The organism is Orenia metallireducens (genome assembly GCF_001693735.1).
GTDB lineage: Bacteria > Bacillota > Halanaerobiia > Halobacteroidales > Halobacteroidaceae > Orenia > Orenia metallireducens.
Genome location: NZ_LWDV01000010.1, coordinates 364,791 through 386,013 on the forward strand (window position 1 = coordinate 364,791; position 21,223 = coordinate 386,013).

Consider the following 21,223-nt stretch of genomic DNA (forward strand, 5'->3'; position numbering starts at 1 on the left):
GGGTCTTAAAGTGGTTTTTACCACCAAACTTCCATTTGCATACCATAAGTTACTGCATCATCATCTTTTTCACCATAAGCTCCACCTAATGGGTTACCTGCATATGCACCATCCCAGCTTTGGTAAGTAGCTTCTCCATCAACAGTTGCATAAGTAGCAAATACTCTTAACTCTGGACGTCCCCAGAAACTATTGCTTAACTTAACTGTAGGCGCAACTGTAAACTTGTTTACAGTATAATCTGCAGAATCTCCATCTTTATCAACAATCCAATAATTCTCATTATCTTGATGCTCATAACCATATTCAAATTGCATAGAGAAGTTATCAGTAATATAACGAACAACTCTAGCACCAATCATCATATTAGTTACATCATTAGATCCATATTGTTTATCAATATTTTCGTATACTATTTGTGGCATAATATCCCACTTGCCAAAGTTACCTAAACCATAAGCAACTAATGCAGTACCTTTAGCATCTTTGCTAGTATATCCAACTGGATTACCTAAATCAGCAGCAATATCATTACCATGTTGAACTGCTATTGTAGTAAATCCATTTGCAAATCCAAAGAAGTCAGTTCTATTATATGCAGCAGTTAACTCAATACCATCTCTATCATTAGCACTGTCTGCATCATTTTGCCATGCTCTTCTAAGTTCAAACTCTAAATTTCCACCTGGAACAGCAATTTCAGTTAATCTTAAGTCAATATTTTGTTGTACCTTTTCACCAAGATCAGCTACAGGTGCTACTCCATCATCAGTACCACGAGTAATATAAGCTACTGCTAATTTACCAATTCCAGCATCAATACCACTTACTCCACCACCGAAACCATCTAATTCTCTCCAACGATTATCAGTAATATGGATATCAGTTCTTCCATAATATCTTTCACCAGCCCAGAAAGTTAAACTAGGAGCAAAGTCAAAGTTCCCACCTTCTACATAAGCTTCACGAAGTGCAGCATCTTCATCAGCATCATTATTATAACTTTGATAATCTGTTACTTTATTAGCTAAAAGCATATGAGCATTCATCCAAGAACCATTATCACCAGTAAATTTCTTTTCAAATACTTGCTCTACATAAGTATCAGGCTCATTTCCTAATCTCCATCTTGAATGAAAATCTGGGAATAATCCAATGTGAGTATCTTGAGCTCCACCATTAGAGTTCATTAGAACTCCAGCACGAGCATATCCACTATAATTAAATCCAATATTAGTTACTGCCATCTGCTTCTCTAATGCAACAATACGATCAGCTAAACCAGCGTTAGGGTCAGCAATTACAACAGAGTTCTGTCCACCGTATCCATCAGGTGCAAAGCTTGCTGCATCCTCATCTGCAACCCATTGTAACATTCCACCACCATATACGGTAAACTTGTATTGATACTTACCTTTCTCTAATTGAGTAGTAAGTGTCCATACACCATTTTCCTTCTTCATTTTGTAAGTTGGGAAGTTTGGTAACCAGTTATTGAATTCCCCAGCTACATAAACTGCATTTGCATCAAGATTTCCTGCATAAGTAAATGTTACTTCTACTTTTCCATTATCTCCAGCTCTAACTGAAGTTTTTGCAAAAGCCGGTACTGTAACTAATGTAAGCATTAATGCCACTGTTAAAAATAAACTAAATCTTCTCTTCAATTCAATCCCCCCTAAATTTTTTAAGTTTTTAATTAAAATTATAAATGAATCCAATTTCTAACTAATTATGTAGCCATCACCCCCTTAACAGAATGAAATTTATATTGATTTCTATACCCTTACCTTTAAATTAGCTATAAACCATAATATTGGTGTTAAGATTACTGATATAAGTATTAAGCTAAATTTTGATATATCACAACAACATATCAGGGCATAGATATAATCAACAGATATAAGCTTAACTATCTTAATAGTTCCCTTAAACCAAAGGGAATAATATAACAGAAGATATCATCTCAATTAATAAACTAAAGATGATCACCCTGTGTGGTTTCGTTTTCATAGATTAAGAAAATAAACAACTATTATATCTTTTAAAAAGTTTCTTACTAGAACAAATCAATGTTAATGATCTTATGGATTCGTTTTCACACAAAAAAATAAGTAACCATTATTATATACTCTAAAGAATCCCTTAATAGATAAATTAAAGGTAATAATTTCATGGTTTCGTTTTCACAAAGAAGAAAATATCATCATACATCTTCTAAAAAACTACTACAGAAATAATTAATATATTTTCACTTAATAGATAAACAAAAATTTTGCCATTAAACAAAAAAACACCCAATATTAATCGATCTTATCTTACACAGATCTATTATATGGGTATTCTAAACTTATATTAAAAATTATCCCTATTCAATTATTAAAAATATTTATTTTCAATTTAATTATAATTTTAATGATTACAATTAAATCTTAAATTTGAAGAAAATAAAACGGATATCAATAAACTTATTACGTTATATGATGATTATACCATAAAAAACATTTTTTTTCAATTATTATTTTATATTATTTATTACTTTTTTATTTGTAACTATAATTTAAAATATATAGAGCAAAATTATCTCTCTAGATTTGTATTATAGTAAATTATTTTTTACTGTAATTATATATTTGTTGATATTATCTCAAATTCCTGCTTAAATTTTAATTTTTTTATTATTTTCATTTCTATCGAAAAATAACCAACAGAGCTAAATTAATTTTGTCTTAATTTAGTGCAAGACCAATTCTTAGTTATTTCTCCTTTAGGATATATAGCTAACAACAATTCTTTTAATAATTAATTAAAACTTAACGAAAACTCAATCTATATGAGTTTAATTAATAATCTTCAGAAAAAACAGTAAAAAATCTTCTAGGCATTAACTTTCACAGCGCCCTAAGAAATGCTCTTTTCTGAGGAAATACTTTTGGGGTAACTTAGTTCTCAATTTAAAATCTTTAGTAATAAAAATTTCTTTACTATTTAGTTTGTGTCTGATAATCTTTTTGAACTAATTTTATGGAAAAATTCAATTTAATCCATATAAGACAAAAATTAAATAATTAGCCACCGATTAACACAGATACACATAAATAGGGAATCAATTAAAAAATAAATATTATAGTGAAGATCCGTGTTTATCTGTGGCAAAACCTTTTTAATTTTTTAAGTTCATTTATAATTGCTAGTATGAAATATTTACCATTTTATTATATATATTATATAGTTAACAATCTACTTTAACAATTAAATATAAATCCAGAATATTTAATCATTATTAACTAAACCATAATAATGAACACCAAGTCCAGAAATTTCATGATCAATATCTAAACCTGGTATCCCAATCTTACCATGAATAGCAACAGCTAAATGAGAATCTTTCTTTACTATTCCAATCTTAATTCCTGCACCAGAGATGCTACTCATTGGTCCATTCAACCCAACCAAAGCACGCTCAACACATCTAGTCAATACACGGCGATCTTGGATACCATCATCTATTACATCACCCTTGACAGCAGCACCTAAAGCATTACGTAACACCTTATTCTTTAAATCTTCCCCTTTACCTCCTGCACGAGTGATAACAGCACCAAAACCTTCATTAATTATAGCTTCTACTATCATATCATCATGTTTATCATCTACCATAGATAAAACTGTAGCAAGCTTTCCTAATTCTCTTCCACCATCTATTCTAACAATATCCTCTACTGTAAATTCATTTAACTTCACCTTATATTCACCCCATTGTTCTTATTTTTATTATAGGTAAGCCTTACTTATGATTAATTTTCACTTCTAAGAGTCTCTTCTAATCTCTTAGTAAACTCTTGGGCAGCATTATATCCTGTACTCTTTAACCTATAATTCATTGCTGCTACTTCCATAACCATAGCTAAGTTTCTACCAGGTCTTACTGGTATAGTTACTTTAGGTATAGTAACATCTAAAATCTCTTCAGTATCATCTTGAATACCCAATCTATCATAATTTTTAGCATTATCCCATTTTTCTAATTCAGCTATCAAATCTATAGACTGCTCTTCTCTAACAGCTCCAGCACCAAAGAGTGTTCTTACATTAATAATTCCTAAACCCCTTAACTCCATATAATGTTTAGAAATTTCAGGAGAACGCCCAACAAGAGCACCTCTCATAAACCTTCTTATTATAACTGCATCATCGGCTACCAGTCGATGCCCTCTCTTTACTAAATCCAAGGCACTTTCACTCTTACCAATTCCACTGTCACCCTTAATAAATACTCCAACACCATAAACCTCTACTAAAACTCCATGTTTAGTAACTTCTGGCGAAAATTCACTCTCTAAATAATCAGTCAATCTACTAACAAAGCTAGTTGTAGAATAATCTGTACTAAGTAGCGGAATCTGATTTTTTTGAGATAAGTCTATTAACTCTTGTGGTGGCTCTAACCCTCTAGCAATAACAATACAAGGGATATCGTAGCTACAAAATTTATCTAACCTCTCAATCAATAACTCTTTTGGTAATTCTTGTAAGAACGAAAGCTCTGTTCTTCCTAAAACTTGTACTCTATCAGGAGTAAAATAATCAAAAAATCCAGCTAACTCTAGACCCGGTCTTTTAATATCACTAACCAGAATTACATTTTCAATTGGTATCTGATTAATCTGTTGTAGATGAAAATGTTCTACTATCTTTTCTACAGATATGCTATTCATTATTCCACCTCTTAAGCAGTAAGTAACCAGTGGTAATTGGTGAGTAGTAAAAATGTAACTATTTAATCTTTACTACCCACTTTTAACTACTTACTATTTGTCTAATTTTTTGTGTAATTCAATTAACTCTTTAATTAATTTGATTTCTGTTTTAGCAGCCATTAAATGATCTTTTGCATGAACTAACAATAAGGTAGGAACTATTCTATTATCTTTATCATCTTTTTGCATAGCCTTAGATTGTACTTCATGACCAAGGTTAAATTCCTTATCAGCTTCTGCTAATAAATTCTCCGCTTGCTCATAGTCTCCCTTTTTTGCTGCAACCAATGCATCATTGGCTAAATCCTTCGCATTTCCCCCATGTAAAGTAATCTGAAAAGCCGTTTTGTCTAAATTTATATTCTCCATACCAACAACCCCCTTGAAATTTATTTAATTTATTACAATCAGAGAAATTTATAAATTTCTCTGATATATAACCGATTTTAAAAAGATTATAGCAAATCTAATTCAGCTAAAGCAGTAGCTACTGCTCCCAATACACCAACATCACTGCCTAATTGAGCTGTAATAATGTTAACATCTTCTATTAAAGAGTTCATTGCTCTTGCTTTTATAGTCGAGTTTACCTTATCCTCAATCAATTTCCATGATTGGGATACTCCCCCACCTATAACTATAGTATCGGGATTGAATATATTAATTAAACTCGCCATTCCTATTCCTAAATAATCAGCAATCTTATCCATAATCTCTCTTGCTACCTTATCACCTTTTTCTGCTGCCTTAGCTACAACTGCTCCATTAACTTCTGAAGGATCATTAACAAGTTTACTCATTAAAGTATCTTTACCTGCTTCCACTGCTTCTCTTCCCAGCCTACCTAAAGCAGTCCCAGAAGCAATAGCTTCCCAACAACCATAATTACCACAACCACATTGAACATCACTGTCAGGAATAATAGTCATATGACCTATCTCACCAGCAGCATCACCAGCACCGTGGAATATCTCTTTATTAATTATAACTCCTCCACCAATCCCAGTACTTACAGTCATATAAATCATATTTTCTGCTGCTTTTCCTGCACCAAACCACTTTTCACCTAAAGCAGCTGCATTAGCATCATTCTCTAAAAAGATAGGGGTATCTAATTCTCTTAATTCTTCGATAATATTAACATTATCTAACTTTAAATTAGGAGTATGTTTAATAACACCCTTTTTGATATTAACAGGTCCTGGTACCCCTAAACCAATCCCTTTAACCTGGGATAAATCTATATCAGTCTCTTTTATAACCCCATAAACTGTATCTTTAATCTTTTGGATAACTGCTTCTTTTCCCTTTTCAGCTTCTGTATCCTTTCTCACTCTGGCTAAAATATTCCCTTCTAAATCAGCTACTGCAGTCAAAATCTTTGTTCCACCTAAATCTACACCAACCACATATTCTTTTTGCAAAAAATTTCCCTCCCTAATATATGTATAATTATATGATCAATAGTAGAACTATTGATTATTACTTAAAATTATAAGGTCCATTAACCTGCTTTTTGATACCGTACTTTACCAATAAATTAATAGTAGCATTATTAGATATTAAAGCTATCCCACCCATAAACAATATAAGTAAACCAAATACAATAACAATATTTAAAATACCAAATAACATAATATTAAAGAAAACAAATAAAGTATATAATAAATTATTAATCGTTAACATACTTGCATACTTTAATATACTCCAAATAGAATCGTTTTCAGCCACTTCTCCCAACTCTATCATCAAAGGGAATATATAAAGACTAACCATACCTAAAAATATTAATATATATATATATAAAGGTGTTAATATTATCCCAATTTTATGCTGAAAATTGAAAAGAAATTTAAAATCTATAATCAAAATAAAAAATATCATAGCAAATAAACATGTGATAACCAAAGACTTTAAGAAATATTTTTTTATTCCAATCCAAAAATCCTTTATTGAAATATGATTATAATTAACAATTTTATTGCTAATATAAAAAGACTGTGCTGTCATAGGTCCAATTATAATTAACCCTATTACAACAGGAAGATAAAATCCGACTTGAATACTTATGTAACTTAAAATAATCAATAATCCTGCAGTAAAAAACCACAGCATACTACTAGCTACTATAGAAAAAAGATTTCTATATATCTCTTTGTAACTCTTCTTAACTAAATTCCAAACAGTCATAATCTCCATCCTTTTACTACAGAAATTAGAAAATAAAGAAATTTGATAAAGCATTTAGCTGTTAACCATTAAGCTAACAGCTTGTTTATGAAAGAACTTTAAAAATTAACAAATTAAATTTATATCCTACAAATCTAAGTACTTCTACATAATCGACTTTACATCCTGCAACTTTGAAAATAAATATTTTATTCTGAAAAATATTTATCTACTCTAATGTCAGTCAACATACTATCATAAGCTATAAATTAAAATACTCTTTTTAAATTTGGACTATCAGTCTTGCCTGGGATTCTACCTCTTTTAGCAATAGGGTTACCATCAATCTCTTTAATATCCATAGTCATATCAATAGCTTTAGCACCTGAGATATAGCTACCTACACCAAAACCATTAACTCCTAAACTCTTTAACTCTATAATTCTTTCTGGCGTCAAACCACCAGACACAAAGATATCTACATGATTATGACCTGCTTGATCTAATCTAGCCCTTACTTCTTTAACCAATCCAGGTGTTACTCCACCACGTTCAGAAGCTGTATCTAAACGGATTCCATCAAGATTCTCTTTTAGGGCATCAGCAAGCCTTAAAGCCTCAACCGCTTCATCTTGGAAAGTATCAACTAAGATTATCCTTGCAGCATCATCAGGCATAAATTCATCATAAGCCTTAGCTACTTTTAAAGTATCACCAACGGTCAAAATCAAAGCATGGGGTACAGTACCTGAAGGATTTTTGCCAAATAACTTTGCCCCTAAAATACAACTTGCTCCATCAGCTCCTCCAACTAGAGCTGCTCTCTCCATTACTGGTGCAATAGCTGGATGTACATGTCTAGCACCAAAACATAACATTGGTGTATCACCACAAGCCTCTTTACACTCTTTTGCTGCAGTTGCCCAACCACTAGAGCTAGCCAATATTCCTAAAATTGCAGTCTCAAAGATACCAAAATCACTGTAAGCACCTTCAATCCTCATTACAACATCTTTTCTTCCAACTTGCTCCCCTTCTTCTAAAGCCCATACTTTAACATCTTTTTTCTTCAATAAGTTTAAAGCCTCATCAATCCCTGCTACAACTCCAGCTCCACCTGCAAAAATTTCAGCTACAACAATAGTATCTTCTAATTTCATCTTATTTAATATTTCTTTGGTCCTAATAAAATAAATATCTGTTGTTGCTCCAATCTCTATCTCTTCATGAGTTGCAGAGAATAAACCTCTATCTTCATCTACTTTAAAATTGTTTACATCCTCTAATGTCTTTAATTCTTTGTCAACCATACTATATCTTCCTTCCCCTTCTATAAATAATATTTTAAAAACTGAGTATCTATTTCTAGCATTAATTGTTTTAATCTAAGTTTTAACTTAAATTTAACAGCAATTACATACTTCTTTAATTTCTATAACAGAAAGAAATTATCCTGCTTAAAAGTAAAAGTTAATAATTAACCTTTCTCAAAATATTCCCCTTAACTGCTCCAAGGCTTTCACATCCTGTCAAAATCATAGCTTTCTTAAGCTCAGTGGTCATCTTATCTAAAATCATCTTAAAGCCTTCTTTTTCTCCGCCAAAGACACCAATAATCAGGGGTCTAGCAACTAAAACCCCATTGGCACCTAACGCCAAAGCTTTCAAGACATCTACCCCTGATCTAATTCCTCCATCTACTAATATCTTAATCCTTTCACCTACTTCGCTAACAATCTCTGCTAAAACATCAGCAGTTCCAGGTGTACTATCCAAGACTCGTCCACCATGATTAGAAACAACAATAGCATCTACTCCAGCCTCAGCTGCTATTCTTGCTTCATCTAAGGTCATAATTCCTTTCAAAATAAAAGGTAAATCAGTACTATTAACCAACTCTTCTATCTCTTCTTTACTTTTAGGTCCTACAGGTTGCCCCTTTAAAGCCATGGTAATCAGCCCTGCTCCATCAATATCAACTCCTACCGCTAGGGCTCCTGCCTTCTCTGCTTCTTTTATCCTCTTAATAATCTCTTTTTGTGACCTTGGTTTGATAATTGCTATACCAAAACCATCAGCCTGTTTAATCGCTTTTAGCCCTGAATTATACATAGTAGGATCTGCACCATCACCAGTCATAGCTATTGTACCAAACTCTTTACTTCCTTGAACTACTATATCGGCATACTCCTCTTCAGAAAGTGATCCTCCCATATTATAGCTACTCCCTGTTACTGGTGCCTTAAGAATAGGGGTAGTTAATTTTACTCCAAACAGCTCTAATTCAGTGTTAGGATTTTGAGCCTGATGAATTGTTCTCATCTCCAATTTATACCTCTGCCAAGCCTCTATATTTGCTTGAAAGGCTGATCCAGTACCAGCTCCCCCCATACCTGGAACCTCTCCCCGACAGGCCTTTCCATCACAAAAGGGGCATACCTTGCAATAACCCTTCATCTTCTCTCTAGCATTATTATAAATCTGATTTAACTCCATTCTAACCCCCTCCTCCTATACAATCATTATGGTTTATTTGCTCCTTTATAAGAAATCTATATTTTAAAAGATTTTAATTCATATTGAGCTGTCCTCGGCTTAAGTATAAATTTAATTATATTTTTAAATATCTAATCATCTATTTAGCTTTCTATAAATTATCAACTGACCAATCAATTTACATCTCCTAATTTATATTATGATAATTTAAACCAAATATGATAAAATAAACCATTTGAAATATTAATTCTTTATTCTTCAGCTAAGATGAACTTCTCAATCAGCTCGGCTACACCATCTTCATCATTTGATTTAGTAATATAATCTGCTCGTTCTTTTACCTTCTCCCTAGCATTAGCTACAGCTACCCCTAATCCAGCATACTCTATCATCTCTAAATCATTAAAGCTATCACCAACAGCAATTACATCTTCAGAGCTAAGACCTAAATTTTCTACTATTTGGGCTAAAGTGTTACCTTTAGAGACTTCTTTATTTATAATTTCTATAAATTTAGGTTTGGAACGAGTTATATTTAGTATATCTCCAAACTCCTTTTCTAAACTCTCCTCTATAGCATCTGCTTTCTCAATATCTTCTTCTACTATCAATAGCTTAGTTGAAGGACTGTCCAGAAAATCATTAAGATCATCCTTAATCAAGACAGGCTTTATCCCTGAGATTTGTTCATAATAATCTGCTTCAGCACCTAATTTATTGACATATAAAATATCATCAAGATAAATATTTAAATGCAAGTCTTCTTTTTTGACTATATCAATAATCTTATGGGCAGAAACTAAGTCAACTGGTTTATGTAAGATTGTATTAGCTGAATCTATCTCCTTAACTAAAGCTCCATTATATGTAATGACTTCACCATGCAATCCCATCTCCTTTAAATGTGGTAATGCTGAAGAGAACATTCGTCCAGTTGCAATTAAAACCTTAATTCCCTTATCCTCTGCTGCTTTAATAGCCTCTTTAGTTCTAGCTGAAATACTTAAACCACTTGGTAATAAAGTATCATCCATATCAATTGCTATTAACTTATATTTCATCTTATTTGTTCCTCCTTATATTTTTCTCAATAATTATCTTGAGATATTTATAAAAAGACCTATCTAAGTAGGTCTAGTTAAGCTTAACTTCAAATTTATTGTAATTATAATTATAAATTTGATTATTCAGCCATTAATCTAATCTCACTAAATATAACTAATCTAAAATACCTGTTAGCTTTAAGTTATACTTATTCTCTTGTACCTTGCCAAATCCTCTTGCAATTAAAAATGATGCTAAAAATAATAGAAATCCCAATCCTATTCTACCCAATTCTGTATCTATTCCTAGAGCTACTCCAGCTAGATACCCTATTACTAATCCCACCAAGGGCAATAAATAGATGAATAAAGCAGCATTTAGCAGACTACTCTCCTCCATCTCTAGAATTACCATATCTCCCAATTTAGCCTTGAGATCATTATCAACTATTAATTTCATATCATCTCCTTTATGGCAACCACCACATTTACCACAAGCGGAATGCTTTTTAATTACTACCTCTACTTTATGCTCATTATCTAAAACAGATATTACCTGAGCAAACTGTCTCATATTCATTCCCCTTTTCTTAAAATTAGTAATTAGAATCTACCATCATTATTTATTGATAAATTTAAATTTACTATTTAGTAAATTTAAATATTACCTCCATCAGTTCATTAATAACCTCATCACCATCTTCATTTGCTACAGCATTCTGTACACAACCATGGGTGTGCTTTTCTAAGATAGTCATTCCCACCTTAGTTAAAGCCCCCTTTACAGCAGCAATCTGTGTCAAAACATCTACACAATACTTCTCTTCATCTACCATTCGCTGTATACCACGAACTTGTCCTTCTATTCTCTTTAATCTATTAATCAATTGTTCTTTTTCAGAACTATATGAGCTCATATTCTCCCCTCCTAAAATTACTAATCTAGTCTATATTAAAATTATACAATATAATTAGAGAAATTTAAAATTTAAGTTCGTATTAATATCTTAAAGTTATAGCCAAATTTAAAGCAAAGACCACACCTATATAGGTATGGTCTTGAGTTTAGCTGACTTCATAGCCCGCTGCTCGAACCTCATCTTTTAACTTATCCAATTTGCTTTCATCTTCATTAAATTTGACCTCTACTTTACCTGCTTTTAAGTCAACTTTTGCATCCTCTACACCTTTTGTTTTCTTTAAAGCAGATTCAACAGCACTTTTACAATGTTCACAGGACATACCCTTTACTTTAAAATTTTCAGTTTTCATCTTTGTTCCTCCTATCTTAATTATGTTAATTCATTATAATAGTGGATTTTCCATGTAGATACTATTATTTAGTAGGGTATTGACAATTTACTAGCAAAAAAGCTTCTCTTATCACTGCTCTTTTGTCATATATTCTTTTATAACAATTATTCTTTGCTCCTTAACAGTTAATCATACCTTAAATGTTCTCACCAATTGCTGTAAACTCTGTGACATTATGATCAAGCTCTTCTATTAATTCCTCATTCATAAAAAGAGTTAGATAAATCACCTATATATTCTCAAAATATCCTATATTATTAGTTTAGTCACTATGATATTTTTTCAAAAAACAAAAAGAAGCCACAACAAAGTGGCTTCTTTTTCTAGGATAATGTTTTTTACTTGGAGATGCAAGCTATCACCCATTTGCGTGCGTCCACTAAATATTATCACCTGTAATAATTTATTTATACACTATTAAATCAAATTTTTAATTAAATTCTAAAGATATAGTTTATCCCCCTCTAATAGAAGCTTACTCTGGAATCAATAGTTCTTGACCTACTTGTAAACTAGATGGATCACTTATATTATTTAAAGCTACTAAGGCTTCTACAGTTGTATTAAACTTTCTAGCAATCAACCATAACGAATCTCCACTTTTAACTACATATCTAAGGTTATCTTCTCCTACTTCTCCACTATCTATCTCTTCCTTATCACTGACATCTACAACTACAGGCACCCGCACTAACTCTGTGACCAATATTTTGGCTTCTATAATTATACTGTTATTGATAGTTCTATTATCTTCTAAAGTTGCTCTTATTCTGTCTACCCTTGCCTCTACATATACTCTATTATCTTCATCTAATTGGGGAATATCAATAAATTGGCTAAAGGAAAAGCTATCTCTTACAGCATATACAGGTTGCTCAGGGGCAGTAGATACATATAAGTGATTAATCTCTCCTTGCCCATCTATAATAATCCCATCATCCAATCTATCAACATCTACTTGATTAATCTGTGCTGAGCTTCTAATTACCTTAGAAGCTTCAGATTGATTTGCAGGAATAACCGTCTCTTTATTGACTAAAAACTTGGTCTTATCTTCTTTGATTGATCTTTCCACCAGGATATACTCTCTTCTAGGGTATAAATCTGTCTCTATAATCTCAACAGGTAACTCTACTTGTTCTTCAGTAATTACCAATATATTAAATTGTACTGTATAATTAAATCTAACTCTGTTTGCCCCTTGGAAGATACTATTTTCTTGGAGAATAATACCTTCTACATAGGCCTCCATCTCATCTCTAATACCATCTATTTCTAATCTCTCCTCAAAATAATTTCTTAAATCCCTACTAATAATCTCTCCATTATCACTTATATAAAGAACTGTTGTTATAACCTCACCTCTAACAATGACTCTATCCCTTCTAGTCTCTACAGTATTGATTATTAACTCCGACTCCATCGCTAATATATCCCTAGAACTCTTTATAGTCTCAGCTAAAGTCTCTGTTCTACTAATAGTTAGCTCCCTTTCTGTCTCAATAACCCCTCTCTGTACCTGATAAGGCTTAGTAATTATCTTATAGCCAGCCCCCTTAACTATATAACTTAAATTGTCCTGTCTATAGATTGTAACTTCATATTTTACAGGAAAGATTAATCTCACTCTCCTGTCACCAACCTGTGTTGCCTCTACTTGGCTTGGAATTATATCTACATCAACTTCCATACCAGTTCTCGCTCCTTCAAAGGTCACTATCTCATCAAACTGAACAGTACGCTGATAGGTTATAACTATACTTCTATCATCTACTGGACGATAAGTAATAAACCATTGTAAAACTCCATCTATCTTAACATCTCCACTTCTTGGCGTAGCCCTAATCACCTCTAACCTCGCTCCACTATCTATAATCTCATCTATCTCTGGTAAATCGGCTGGTATGCTTATAGTCCTTTCAATCTCACGACTATATTCATTAATCTCTACCAACTTCTCAATTGGAATCCTGTTTGGCATCTCTCTTATCCCTCTCTTCCCTTTGGAGATGAATCACCCTTTTAATCAATCTAGGTCGAAAGTTCATTCTACTTTTTGCCACATTATCTCCTCCTTCCTTTGGTTATTAGCATTATATGCAGAAAGATTAGATAGTGATAAAAAGAAAAGGTGACCGAGTATGGTCACCTTGATAACTTTATTTAATATTATAGTAATAGTACACTAGCGTTGCATCTAGATAATTAGATAAAATACCCATTGAAAAAAGAAAACTCCTCTGATTAAATGGATAAGTACCGACAGCACAAAAATCCATAAAATCAAAGGAGAATCAATTTATGAATAATTGTACCATACTTTTAAATAGACTTCTAGATGTAATTGACAAAGATTTCTTAAGAAATCTAGTCAATAAATATAATTCAGACTATAAAGTGCAAAAACTAACAACTAAAGTTCATTTATTGTATTTGTTATACTACCATCTAACAGAAAAAGATAGCTTAGAAGACTTTGTTTCTGAATTAGAAGATAATAAAAGACTAAATCGAGTTTTACCTAAAATAAGCAAGTCTCAACTATCTCGAAAAAATGAGAGTAGAAATTACCAAATATTCTTTGAAATTTTTCAACATTTATTTGATAAACTTAAAGCTAATAGAGGACTTAGAAAAGCCCTAAAGGATATTGGTTCAGTAAAAATTATAGATTCTTCAACTGTAACTTTATGTTTATCATTATTTCCTTGGGCTAAATATAGAAGTAGTAAAGGTGGTATTAAACTTCATACTCTATATGATTTAAATACTCAGTCTCCCGAAAATATAATCATTACTAATGCTATTGTTCATGATAAAGAGGTATTTGATAATTTAACTCTAAATCCTAGTGTTACTTATCTTTTTGATAGAGCTTATATTCATTATCAAAAATTCGATGACTTTATAGAGAATGATATTTACTTTGTAACAAGAGCAAAATCTAATACTAAGATTGAATTTATTAGATCAATAAATTTAACTTCTAAAGATATAGAAGCTAATATTTTATTAGATGCAGACGTTATGTTAGGTGACTATACTTCAAAAACTAAAATGAAACATGAAATGAGATTAGTTAAAGTCAAAATTACTGATAGAGATAGTAAAGAAAAAGTAATTGATATTTTAACTAATAGATTTGATTTAGATGCTCATGTTATAGCTAAATTATATAAAGAGCGTTGGGAAATAGAATTATTTTTTAAATGGATTAAACAACATTTGAAAATAAAAAGATTCTTTGGACAAAATGAAAATGCTGTTTTAACTCAAATCTATACTGCCATAATTCTTTTTGTAATATTAAAGCTAATTCAAAAACAATCTAAGTTTAAAGGAACATTACTTCAGCTTACTAGAAAGATAAAGTATTCTATTTTTTCTCATATCAGAAGAAAATTTAATTGGATAACATGGCTAAATGATCATTGAATTTAAAAAATATTTAATTTTACTTAGAGTTACTTTAACTTTCTTAAGAAATTTATTCTATTTTTGAATTTTTAATGTCACATTACTAAATTATTTTAGATTTTTTCAATAAAAAGAATGATGATATGAAGTTTTAATAATATTTGATTTTATAACAATCAATATCATTATTTATAATGTTAAAATCCTTTGTTATTTCTTTACAATGCAACGCTAATGGTAATAGTATAAAAATTGAGACAATTGAATGATATTGCGATATTTTTATAGTTAAAAATTAAGAGTTAAAAGTTAATATTTAAAAGGCCTTAAACGCGAAGGAAATTAATGTTTAAGCGGAACAAGTATTCTAAAAGAATAATAATTAATAGGATAATCTTTGAAGTAGGAATCTTAGCTATCTTATTTTCAATTAATGTTGATTACGTAGCGAGTGGGCTCTGCCACGGATAGTCTTGATCGGGTTCTCACCACGAAGGGTTTGCTTTTTAAACCCGTAGGTTAGACTCGTAGGTATATTTCCTTCTTGATTGGGCTGTTTTTGCCACGGAAGGTTCCCTACAGGTTTTTACTAAAAACCTTCCGTAATAAATTTATGAACCTGTAGGTTTGGTTACTTTTTCATCAAGGACGCCCCGTAGGAGAACCATAAAAATTAAAATTTCACGAAGGGTTATCTGTTCAAACCCGAAGAAGTAGTCTTGGGCTGAAAACGTAACCCGCCCTTAGGCGGAACCTAAGATTTTTGCTTGCTTTTTAAAAAGTAAAACTGTCGCAATACCCCTATTAATCATAAAGAACATCTAACATAAAACTATTAATAACACTTAGAATAATTGAACCAAAGATAGCAGCTAATAAACCTGATACATGAAAGTTAGCCACTAAACTAGCTGTAAGTAATAACATAAACCCATTAATTACAAATAAAAATAGTCCAAAACTTAAAATAGTTAAGGGTAAAGTAAATAATGTGAATATAGGCTTAATAAAGGTATTTACCAAGGCTAAAATCAAAGCTGCCCAAAAACCTGCCCCTAAACTTCCGATACTGATACCAGGAACTATCTTTGCTGTCAATATCAAAGCTAACATAGTAATTAACAATCTAGCTATTGCCTTCAAAATAATCACCTCTTTATATTTAGTAAGTAGTAAGAAGCGAGAAGTAAGCAGATTTTTAATATTTGGTTACTGATTATTCCCTACTTACTACTCACCATTTAAGGTTCGATATGGTTATCTAAATACTCTCTAATTTGACTAGCAGTCTTTTCGCTAATTCCTTCAACCTCTGATAACTCTTCAACGGTTGCCTGCTTAATCTTCCCTAAAGAACCGAAATAATTTAATAATGCCTCTCGTCGCTTTGGTCCCACCCCTGGGATTTCATCTATCATCGAATGGGTTAGACGGCGTGAACGTAATTTGCGATGATAATTTACAGCAAAGCGGTGAGCCTCATCACGAACCCGTTGAATTAGATATAAAGCCTGAGAATCCCTAGGCAGAATAATTGGTTCACTCTGTCCTGGCAAAAAGACCTCTTCTTCTCTTTTAGCCAATCCAATTAGTTGTTCTTCAGATCTACCGAGGTTATGTAGTATTTCTACAGCAGCCCCTAATTGACCTTTTCCTCCATCGATTAAGATTAAATCAGGAAACTGTTTACCTTCCTCTAATAATCTAGAATAGCGACGAGTAACAACCTCACTCATAGAGAGAAAGTCATTATTTCCTTGCCCATGCTTAATCTTAAAGCGGCGATAATCACTCTTTTTAGGTTGCCCATTCTCAAAGACAACCATTGAAGCCACTGTATCGGTTCCTTGTACATGAGAGATATCAAAACCCTCAATGCGATAAGGCATCTCTTCTAATCCTAAATGCTCTTGTAACTCTATCACACCTCTACTTACTTTAAGGGATTTAAACTTCTGCTTAAAACGGTACTCTTTTAGATTGTAACGGGCATTACGATAAGCCATCTGTACTAACTCTTTCTTCTCTCCAATCTTTGGAACCTTTAATTCTACTTTACTTCCTTTACGTTTAGTTAACCATTGATTAATCAAATCTAAATCTTCAATCTCAATCTCTAAAAGAATCTCCTCAGGTATATAATAGGCATTATCATAGTATTGTTGCAAGAAAGCAGTTAAGGTCTCTTTTAAATCATCGCTCTCTTCAAAGATAAAGTCCTCTTTTCCAATTAATCTGCCACTTCTGACTATTAGTAGTTGTACACAGATATCATTATCTGCTTGGGCTAAAGCGATAATATCTTGGTTAATCAACTTATCAGAGACTATCTTCTGCTTTTGGGTAACCTTATCTATTGCTCTAATCTGGTCTCTTAGCTTAGCAGCAGCCTCAAAGTTCAACTCTGCTGATGCCCGTTTCATCTGCTCCTCTAATTCCTTGACTAAATTCTCCTCTTTTCCTTCTAAAATCATAATAGATTTCTCTATCAATCTATTATATTCTTCAACACTAATTTCGTTAATACAAGGTGCTACACATTTTTCAATATGAAAGTTAAGGCAGGCTCTATCCTCTTTCTTCTCTGTCAAATCCCTTTTACATGTTCGTAGTTTAAACATATCATGTAACAGCTCTAAAATATCATTAACAGCTTTGATATCAGTATAAGGTCCAAAGTACCTAGCCCCATCACTTTTAACTATTCTAGTTTTAAAGATTCGGGGATATACCTCATCTAAGGTTACCTTGATATAAGGATAGGTCTTATCATCCTTAAGCTGAATATTATATTTGGGATGATATTTCTTGATTAGATTATTCTCTAAGATTAAAGCTTCTACTTCAGTATCTGTGATGATATAATCGAAGTCAACGATATTCTCTACTAATACCTTGGTCTTAAACCTCTGATGCTTAGAGCTTTGAAAGTAAGAGCTAACTCTATTTTTTAAAGATTTGGCCTTGCCAACATAAATTATTTTATCTAGCTTGTCCTTCATTAGATAAACACCAGGCTCTTTAGGGAGATTTTTTACTTTTTCTTTTAATTTCATCTTAATCATCCTTTAAGATCAGTAATTAGTAACGAGTGAATAGTGACGAGTAAAAAATCAAGAAAAATAACTAATTATTTAAGCTTTACTCATCACTCGTTACTCATAACTCGCCACTGCCTTTAAAGTACCTTTTTAAGAAATTGTCCTGTATATGAACCTTCTACTTTTGCTACCTCCTCTGGACTTCCTGTAGCAATAACCTCTCCACCATTGACTCCACCTTCAGGACCTAAGTCTATGATATAATCGGCAGACTTAATAACATCTAGGTTATGCTCAATTACTAGAATGGTATTGCCTCCTTCTTTTAAGCGTTGTAATACTTGCAATAACTTATTTACATCTTCAAAATGAAGCCCTGTTGTCGGTTCATCTAGGATATAAATAGTATTTCCTGTATTCATCTTACTCAATTCAGTTGCTAACTTGATTCTTTGGGCTTCTCCTCCTGATAAGGTAGTCGAAGGTTGTCCCAATCTAATATAGCTCAACCCTACATCATATAAAGTCTGAAGTCTACGTTTGATAGTAGGAATATTCTCAAAGAATTCTAAAGCTTCTTCTACTGTCATATCTAAGACATCAGCAATGGTCTTTCCTTTATATTTAACATCTAAAGTCTCTCTATTATAACGCTCTCCCTTACATACTTCACAAGGAACATAGACATCAGCTAAGAAATGCATCTCAATCTGAATGATACCATCACCTTTACAAGCTTCACAGCGTCCACCCTTAACATTGAAGCTGAAACGCCCTTTCTTATAACCACGTTCTTGGGATAAAGGTACCTTAGTAAAGACATCACGGATATAATCAAAGACCTTGGTATAAGTTGCAGGGTTAGAGCGAGGTGTTCTACCTATCGGTGACTGGTCGATATTAATCACTTTATCCACCTCTTCTATACCTAGAACTTCATCATGGCGACCAGGTCTTAACTTAGATTTATAAATTTCTTGCATCAATTTACGATTTAAAATCTTATTAACTAAGGTACTCTTACCAGAGCCCGAGACCCCAGTTACACAGGTAAAGGTCCCTAAAGGCACTTTTACATCTATATCTTTTAAGTTATGCTCCTTTGCTCCCTTAACTTCAAGATACTTGCCATTAGGTTTAATCCTCTCCACAGGTACCTCAATCTTCTTCTTACCAGATAAGTACTGTCCTGTAATAGACTCCTCTACCTCCATTATCTCCTCGGCAGTACCTGCTGCTACTACCCTTCCTCCATGGCGACCAGCCTTAGGACCGATATCAAGGATATGGTCTGCTGTTCTAATAGTATCCTCATCATGCTCTACAACTATTACTGTATTTCCTACATCACGAAGATGCTCTAAAGTACTGATTAAACGTTCATTATCCCGTTGATGTAATCCAATACTTGGTTCATCTAGAATATAGATAACACCTACCAAGCTAGAACCAATCTGAGTTGCTAATCTAATCCGTTGAGCTTCACCACCAGATAGAGTTCCAGCATTACGACTAAGGTTTAAATACCCTAAACCTACATTGAATAAGAAACTCAATCTTGCTCTAATCTCCTTCAAGATTTCAGTAGCAATAATCTTCTTAGAACCTACTAATTCAAGATTAGTAAAGAAATCATAAGCATCTTCAATAGATAGATTGCTAATTTCGGCAATAGACCTCTCATCCACAGTAACTGCTAAACTCTCTGGTCTTAAACGATTCCCTCCACAATCAGGGCAAGGTCTGATACTCATATAATTCTCTAATCTTTTACGGGCACTCTCTGACTTACTCTCCCTTGCCCTCCTATGAAATAGACCGATTAACCCTTCAAATTTCGTTTCGTGCATTCTAGTTCTACCCCGACGATTTGTATATTCGAATTCAACATAGCCTGTATCTCCATAAAGTAGCACATTTATAAACTCTTCATCAACCTCTTTTAGAGGAGCATCAGGGTCAACATTATACTTATAAGCTAGAGCATTGATAATCTGTGGATAATAGGTACTACTTGAACCTTGCCAAGGGATGATAGCCCCTCCGTTGAGTGACTTATCATAATCTAAGATTAAGTCAGGATCAAATTCCCGTTTATTTCCTAAGCCATCACAGGTATCACAGGCACCATATGGACTATTAAAGGAGAACATTCTCGGTGATAGCTCTTCTAAGCTGATTCCACAATCAGGACAAGCAAAGTTCTCACTAAATAGCTGCTCCTCTCCATCAATAACATCTATAACTACTAACCCTTCTGCTAACTCTAAAGCCCTCTCCAAAGATTCAGCAAGCCTTGCCTCTAAATCTGCTTTTATAATCAAACGATCTACTACAACCTCAATAGAGTGCTTCTTATTCTTGTCCAATTCAATCTCCTCTGCTATATCCCTTACCTCTCCATCAATTCTAACTCGTACAAATCCTTCACGTTGTACTCTAGCTAGAAGCTCTTTATGCTCTCCCTTTCTTCCTCTAACAATTGGAGCTAAAATTTGAAACTTAGTCCTCTCTGGCAGCTCCATCACCTGATCAACAATCTCCTGCACTGTCTGAGAAGAAATCTCTTGTCCACAATTAGGACAATGGGGAGTACCAATACGGGCATATAATAACCTCAAATAATCATGAATCTCTGTTACTGTCCCAACTGTTGACCTTGGGTTCTTACTGGTAGTCTTCTGATCAATCGAGATTGATGGAGATAGTCCTTCTATGTATTCTACCTTAGGTTTTTCCATCTGCCCTAAGAATTGACGAGCATAAGCTGATAAGCTCTCTACATACCTTCTCTGCCCTTCAGCATAAATAGTATCAAAAGCTAGGGAAGACTTACCTGAACCACTTAGCCCAGTAATAACTACCAGTTTATCACGGGGTATCTCTACATCTATATTCTGCAAGTTATGTTCTCTTGCTCCTTTGATTATAATCTTATCTTTAGCCATTTATTTTCACCTCTTTTGAATTTATTGATTCTTTT

The 21,223-nt window shown here is 32.8% G+C and carries 18 protein-coding genes; 2 read left to right on the forward strand and 16 right to left on the reverse strand.

The features are described from left to right. Window positions 1-17: 17 nt before the first annotated feature. The 13 genes from U472_RS13825 to U472_RS13885 form a co-directional block, all read right to left on the reverse strand. Window positions 18-1,667, reverse strand: a complete 1,650-nt coding sequence (locus U472_RS13825; protein WP_068719334.1) for a carbohydrate porin — start codon at window positions 1,665-1,667, stop codon at window positions 18-20. A 1,606-nt stretch (window positions 1,668-3,273) separates the two neighbouring features. Continuing rightward, window positions 3,274-3,744, reverse strand: a complete 471-nt coding sequence (locus U472_RS13830) for a HutP family protein (protein ID WP_068719335.1) — start codon at window positions 3,742-3,744, stop codon at window positions 3,274-3,276. 53 nt (window positions 3,745-3,797) lie between these two features. Continuing rightward, the gene (gene hprK / locus U472_RS13835) at window positions 3,798-4,718 is read right to left on the reverse strand and encodes an HPr(Ser) kinase/phosphatase (RefSeq protein ID WP_068719336.1); all 921 of its coding nucleotides are present in this window, start codon (window positions 4,716-4,718) and stop codon (window positions 3,798-3,800) included. Between the two features lie 93 nt (window positions 4,719-4,811). Further along, entirely contained in the window at window positions 4,812-5,129 is a 318-nt protein-coding gene (locus tag U472_RS13840) for a PTS sugar transporter subunit IIA (protein ID WP_068719337.1), read from the reverse strand. 86 nt (window positions 5,130-5,215) lie between these two features. After that, complete coding sequence (locus tag U472_RS13845) at window positions 5,216-6,184, reverse strand: ROK family protein (RefSeq protein ID WP_068719338.1); 969 nt, start codon at window positions 6,182-6,184, stop codon at window positions 5,216-5,218. Between the two features lie 58 nt (window positions 6,185-6,242). Then, complete coding sequence (locus tag U472_RS13850; RefSeq protein WP_068719339.1) at window positions 6,243-6,950, reverse strand: YesL family protein; 708 nt, start codon at window positions 6,948-6,950, stop codon at window positions 6,243-6,245. Between the two features lie 248 nt (window positions 6,951-7,198). Next, window positions 7,199-8,239 (reverse strand): nicotinate phosphoribosyltransferase, encoded by a 1,041-nt coding sequence (locus U472_RS13855; protein ID WP_068719340.1) that lies wholly within the window; start codon window positions 8,237-8,239, stop codon window positions 7,199-7,201. A gap of 160 nt (window positions 8,240-8,399) precedes the next feature. Beyond that, the gene (locus U472_RS13860; RefSeq protein ID WP_068719341.1) at window positions 8,400-9,425 is read right to left on the reverse strand and encodes an alpha-hydroxy-acid oxidizing protein; all 1,026 of its coding nucleotides are present in this window, start codon (window positions 9,423-9,425) and stop codon (window positions 8,400-8,402) included. A gap of 251 nt (window positions 9,426-9,676) precedes the next feature. After that, window positions 9,677-10,486: a Cof-type HAD-IIB family hydrolase gene (locus U472_RS13865; protein WP_068719342.1), complete on the reverse strand. Its 810-nt coding sequence runs from the start codon at window positions 10,484-10,486 to the stop codon at window positions 9,677-9,679. A gap of 157 nt (window positions 10,487-10,643) precedes the next feature. After that, window positions 10,644-11,042: a SoxR reducing system RseC family protein gene (locus U472_RS13870; protein ID WP_068719343.1), complete on the reverse strand. Its 399-nt coding sequence runs from the start codon at window positions 11,040-11,042 to the stop codon at window positions 10,644-10,646. 70 nt (window positions 11,043-11,112) lie between these two features. Further along, window positions 11,113-11,385 (reverse strand): metal-sensitive transcriptional regulator, encoded by a 273-nt coding sequence (locus U472_RS13875; RefSeq protein ID WP_068719344.1) that lies wholly within the window; start codon window positions 11,383-11,385, stop codon window positions 11,113-11,115. 148 nt (window positions 11,386-11,533) lie between these two features. Continuing rightward, window positions 11,534-11,740 carry a cation transporter gene (locus U472_RS13880; RefSeq protein WP_068719345.1) on the reverse strand — a complete coding sequence of 69 codons (207 nt, stop codon included), beginning with the start codon at window positions 11,738-11,740 and terminating at the stop codon, window positions 11,534-11,536. 517 nt (window positions 11,741-12,257) lie between these two features. Next, window positions 12,258-13,763 carry a DUF3794 and LysM peptidoglycan-binding domain-containing protein gene (locus U472_RS13885; protein ID WP_068719346.1) on the reverse strand — a complete coding sequence of 502 codons (1,506 nt, stop codon included), beginning with the start codon at window positions 13,761-13,763 and terminating at the stop codon, window positions 12,258-12,260. A gap of 320 nt (window positions 13,764-14,083) precedes the next feature. Here U472_RS13885 and U472_RS13890 point away from each other — a divergent pair, with 320 nt between their 5' ends. Further along, window positions 14,084-15,217, forward strand: coding sequence for an IS4 family transposase (locus tag U472_RS13890; protein WP_068719347.1), 1,134 nt, complete (start codon window positions 14,084-14,086; stop codon window positions 15,215-15,217). A gap of 327 nt (window positions 15,218-15,544) precedes the next feature. After that, window positions 15,545-15,670, forward strand: a complete 126-nt coding sequence (locus U472_RS17465; RefSeq protein WP_281201118.1) for a hypothetical protein — start codon at window positions 15,545-15,547, stop codon at window positions 15,668-15,670. Window positions 15,671-16,003: 333 nt separating this feature from the next. On the opposite strand, the gene U472_RS13895 is transcribed toward U472_RS17465, so the two are convergent. From U472_RS13895 to uvrA, 3 genes are all read right to left on the reverse strand, one after another. After that, on the reverse strand, window positions 16,004-16,342 hold the full coding sequence (locus U472_RS13895; protein ID WP_068719348.1) for a phage holin family protein: 339 nt from the start codon (window positions 16,340-16,342) through the stop codon (window positions 16,004-16,006). A 98-nt stretch (window positions 16,343-16,440) separates the two neighbouring features. Then, the gene (uvrC, locus tag U472_RS13900; RefSeq protein WP_068719349.1) at window positions 16,441-18,255 is read right to left on the reverse strand and encodes an excinuclease ABC subunit UvrC; all 1,815 of its coding nucleotides are present in this window, start codon (window positions 18,253-18,255) and stop codon (window positions 16,441-16,443) included. Window positions 18,256-18,377: 122 nt separating this feature from the next. Further along, the gene (uvrA, locus tag U472_RS13905; RefSeq protein WP_068719350.1) at window positions 18,378-21,188 is read right to left on the reverse strand and encodes an excinuclease ABC subunit UvrA; all 2,811 of its coding nucleotides are present in this window, start codon (window positions 21,186-21,188) and stop codon (window positions 18,378-18,380) included. Window positions 21,189-21,223: the final 35 nt, after the last annotated feature.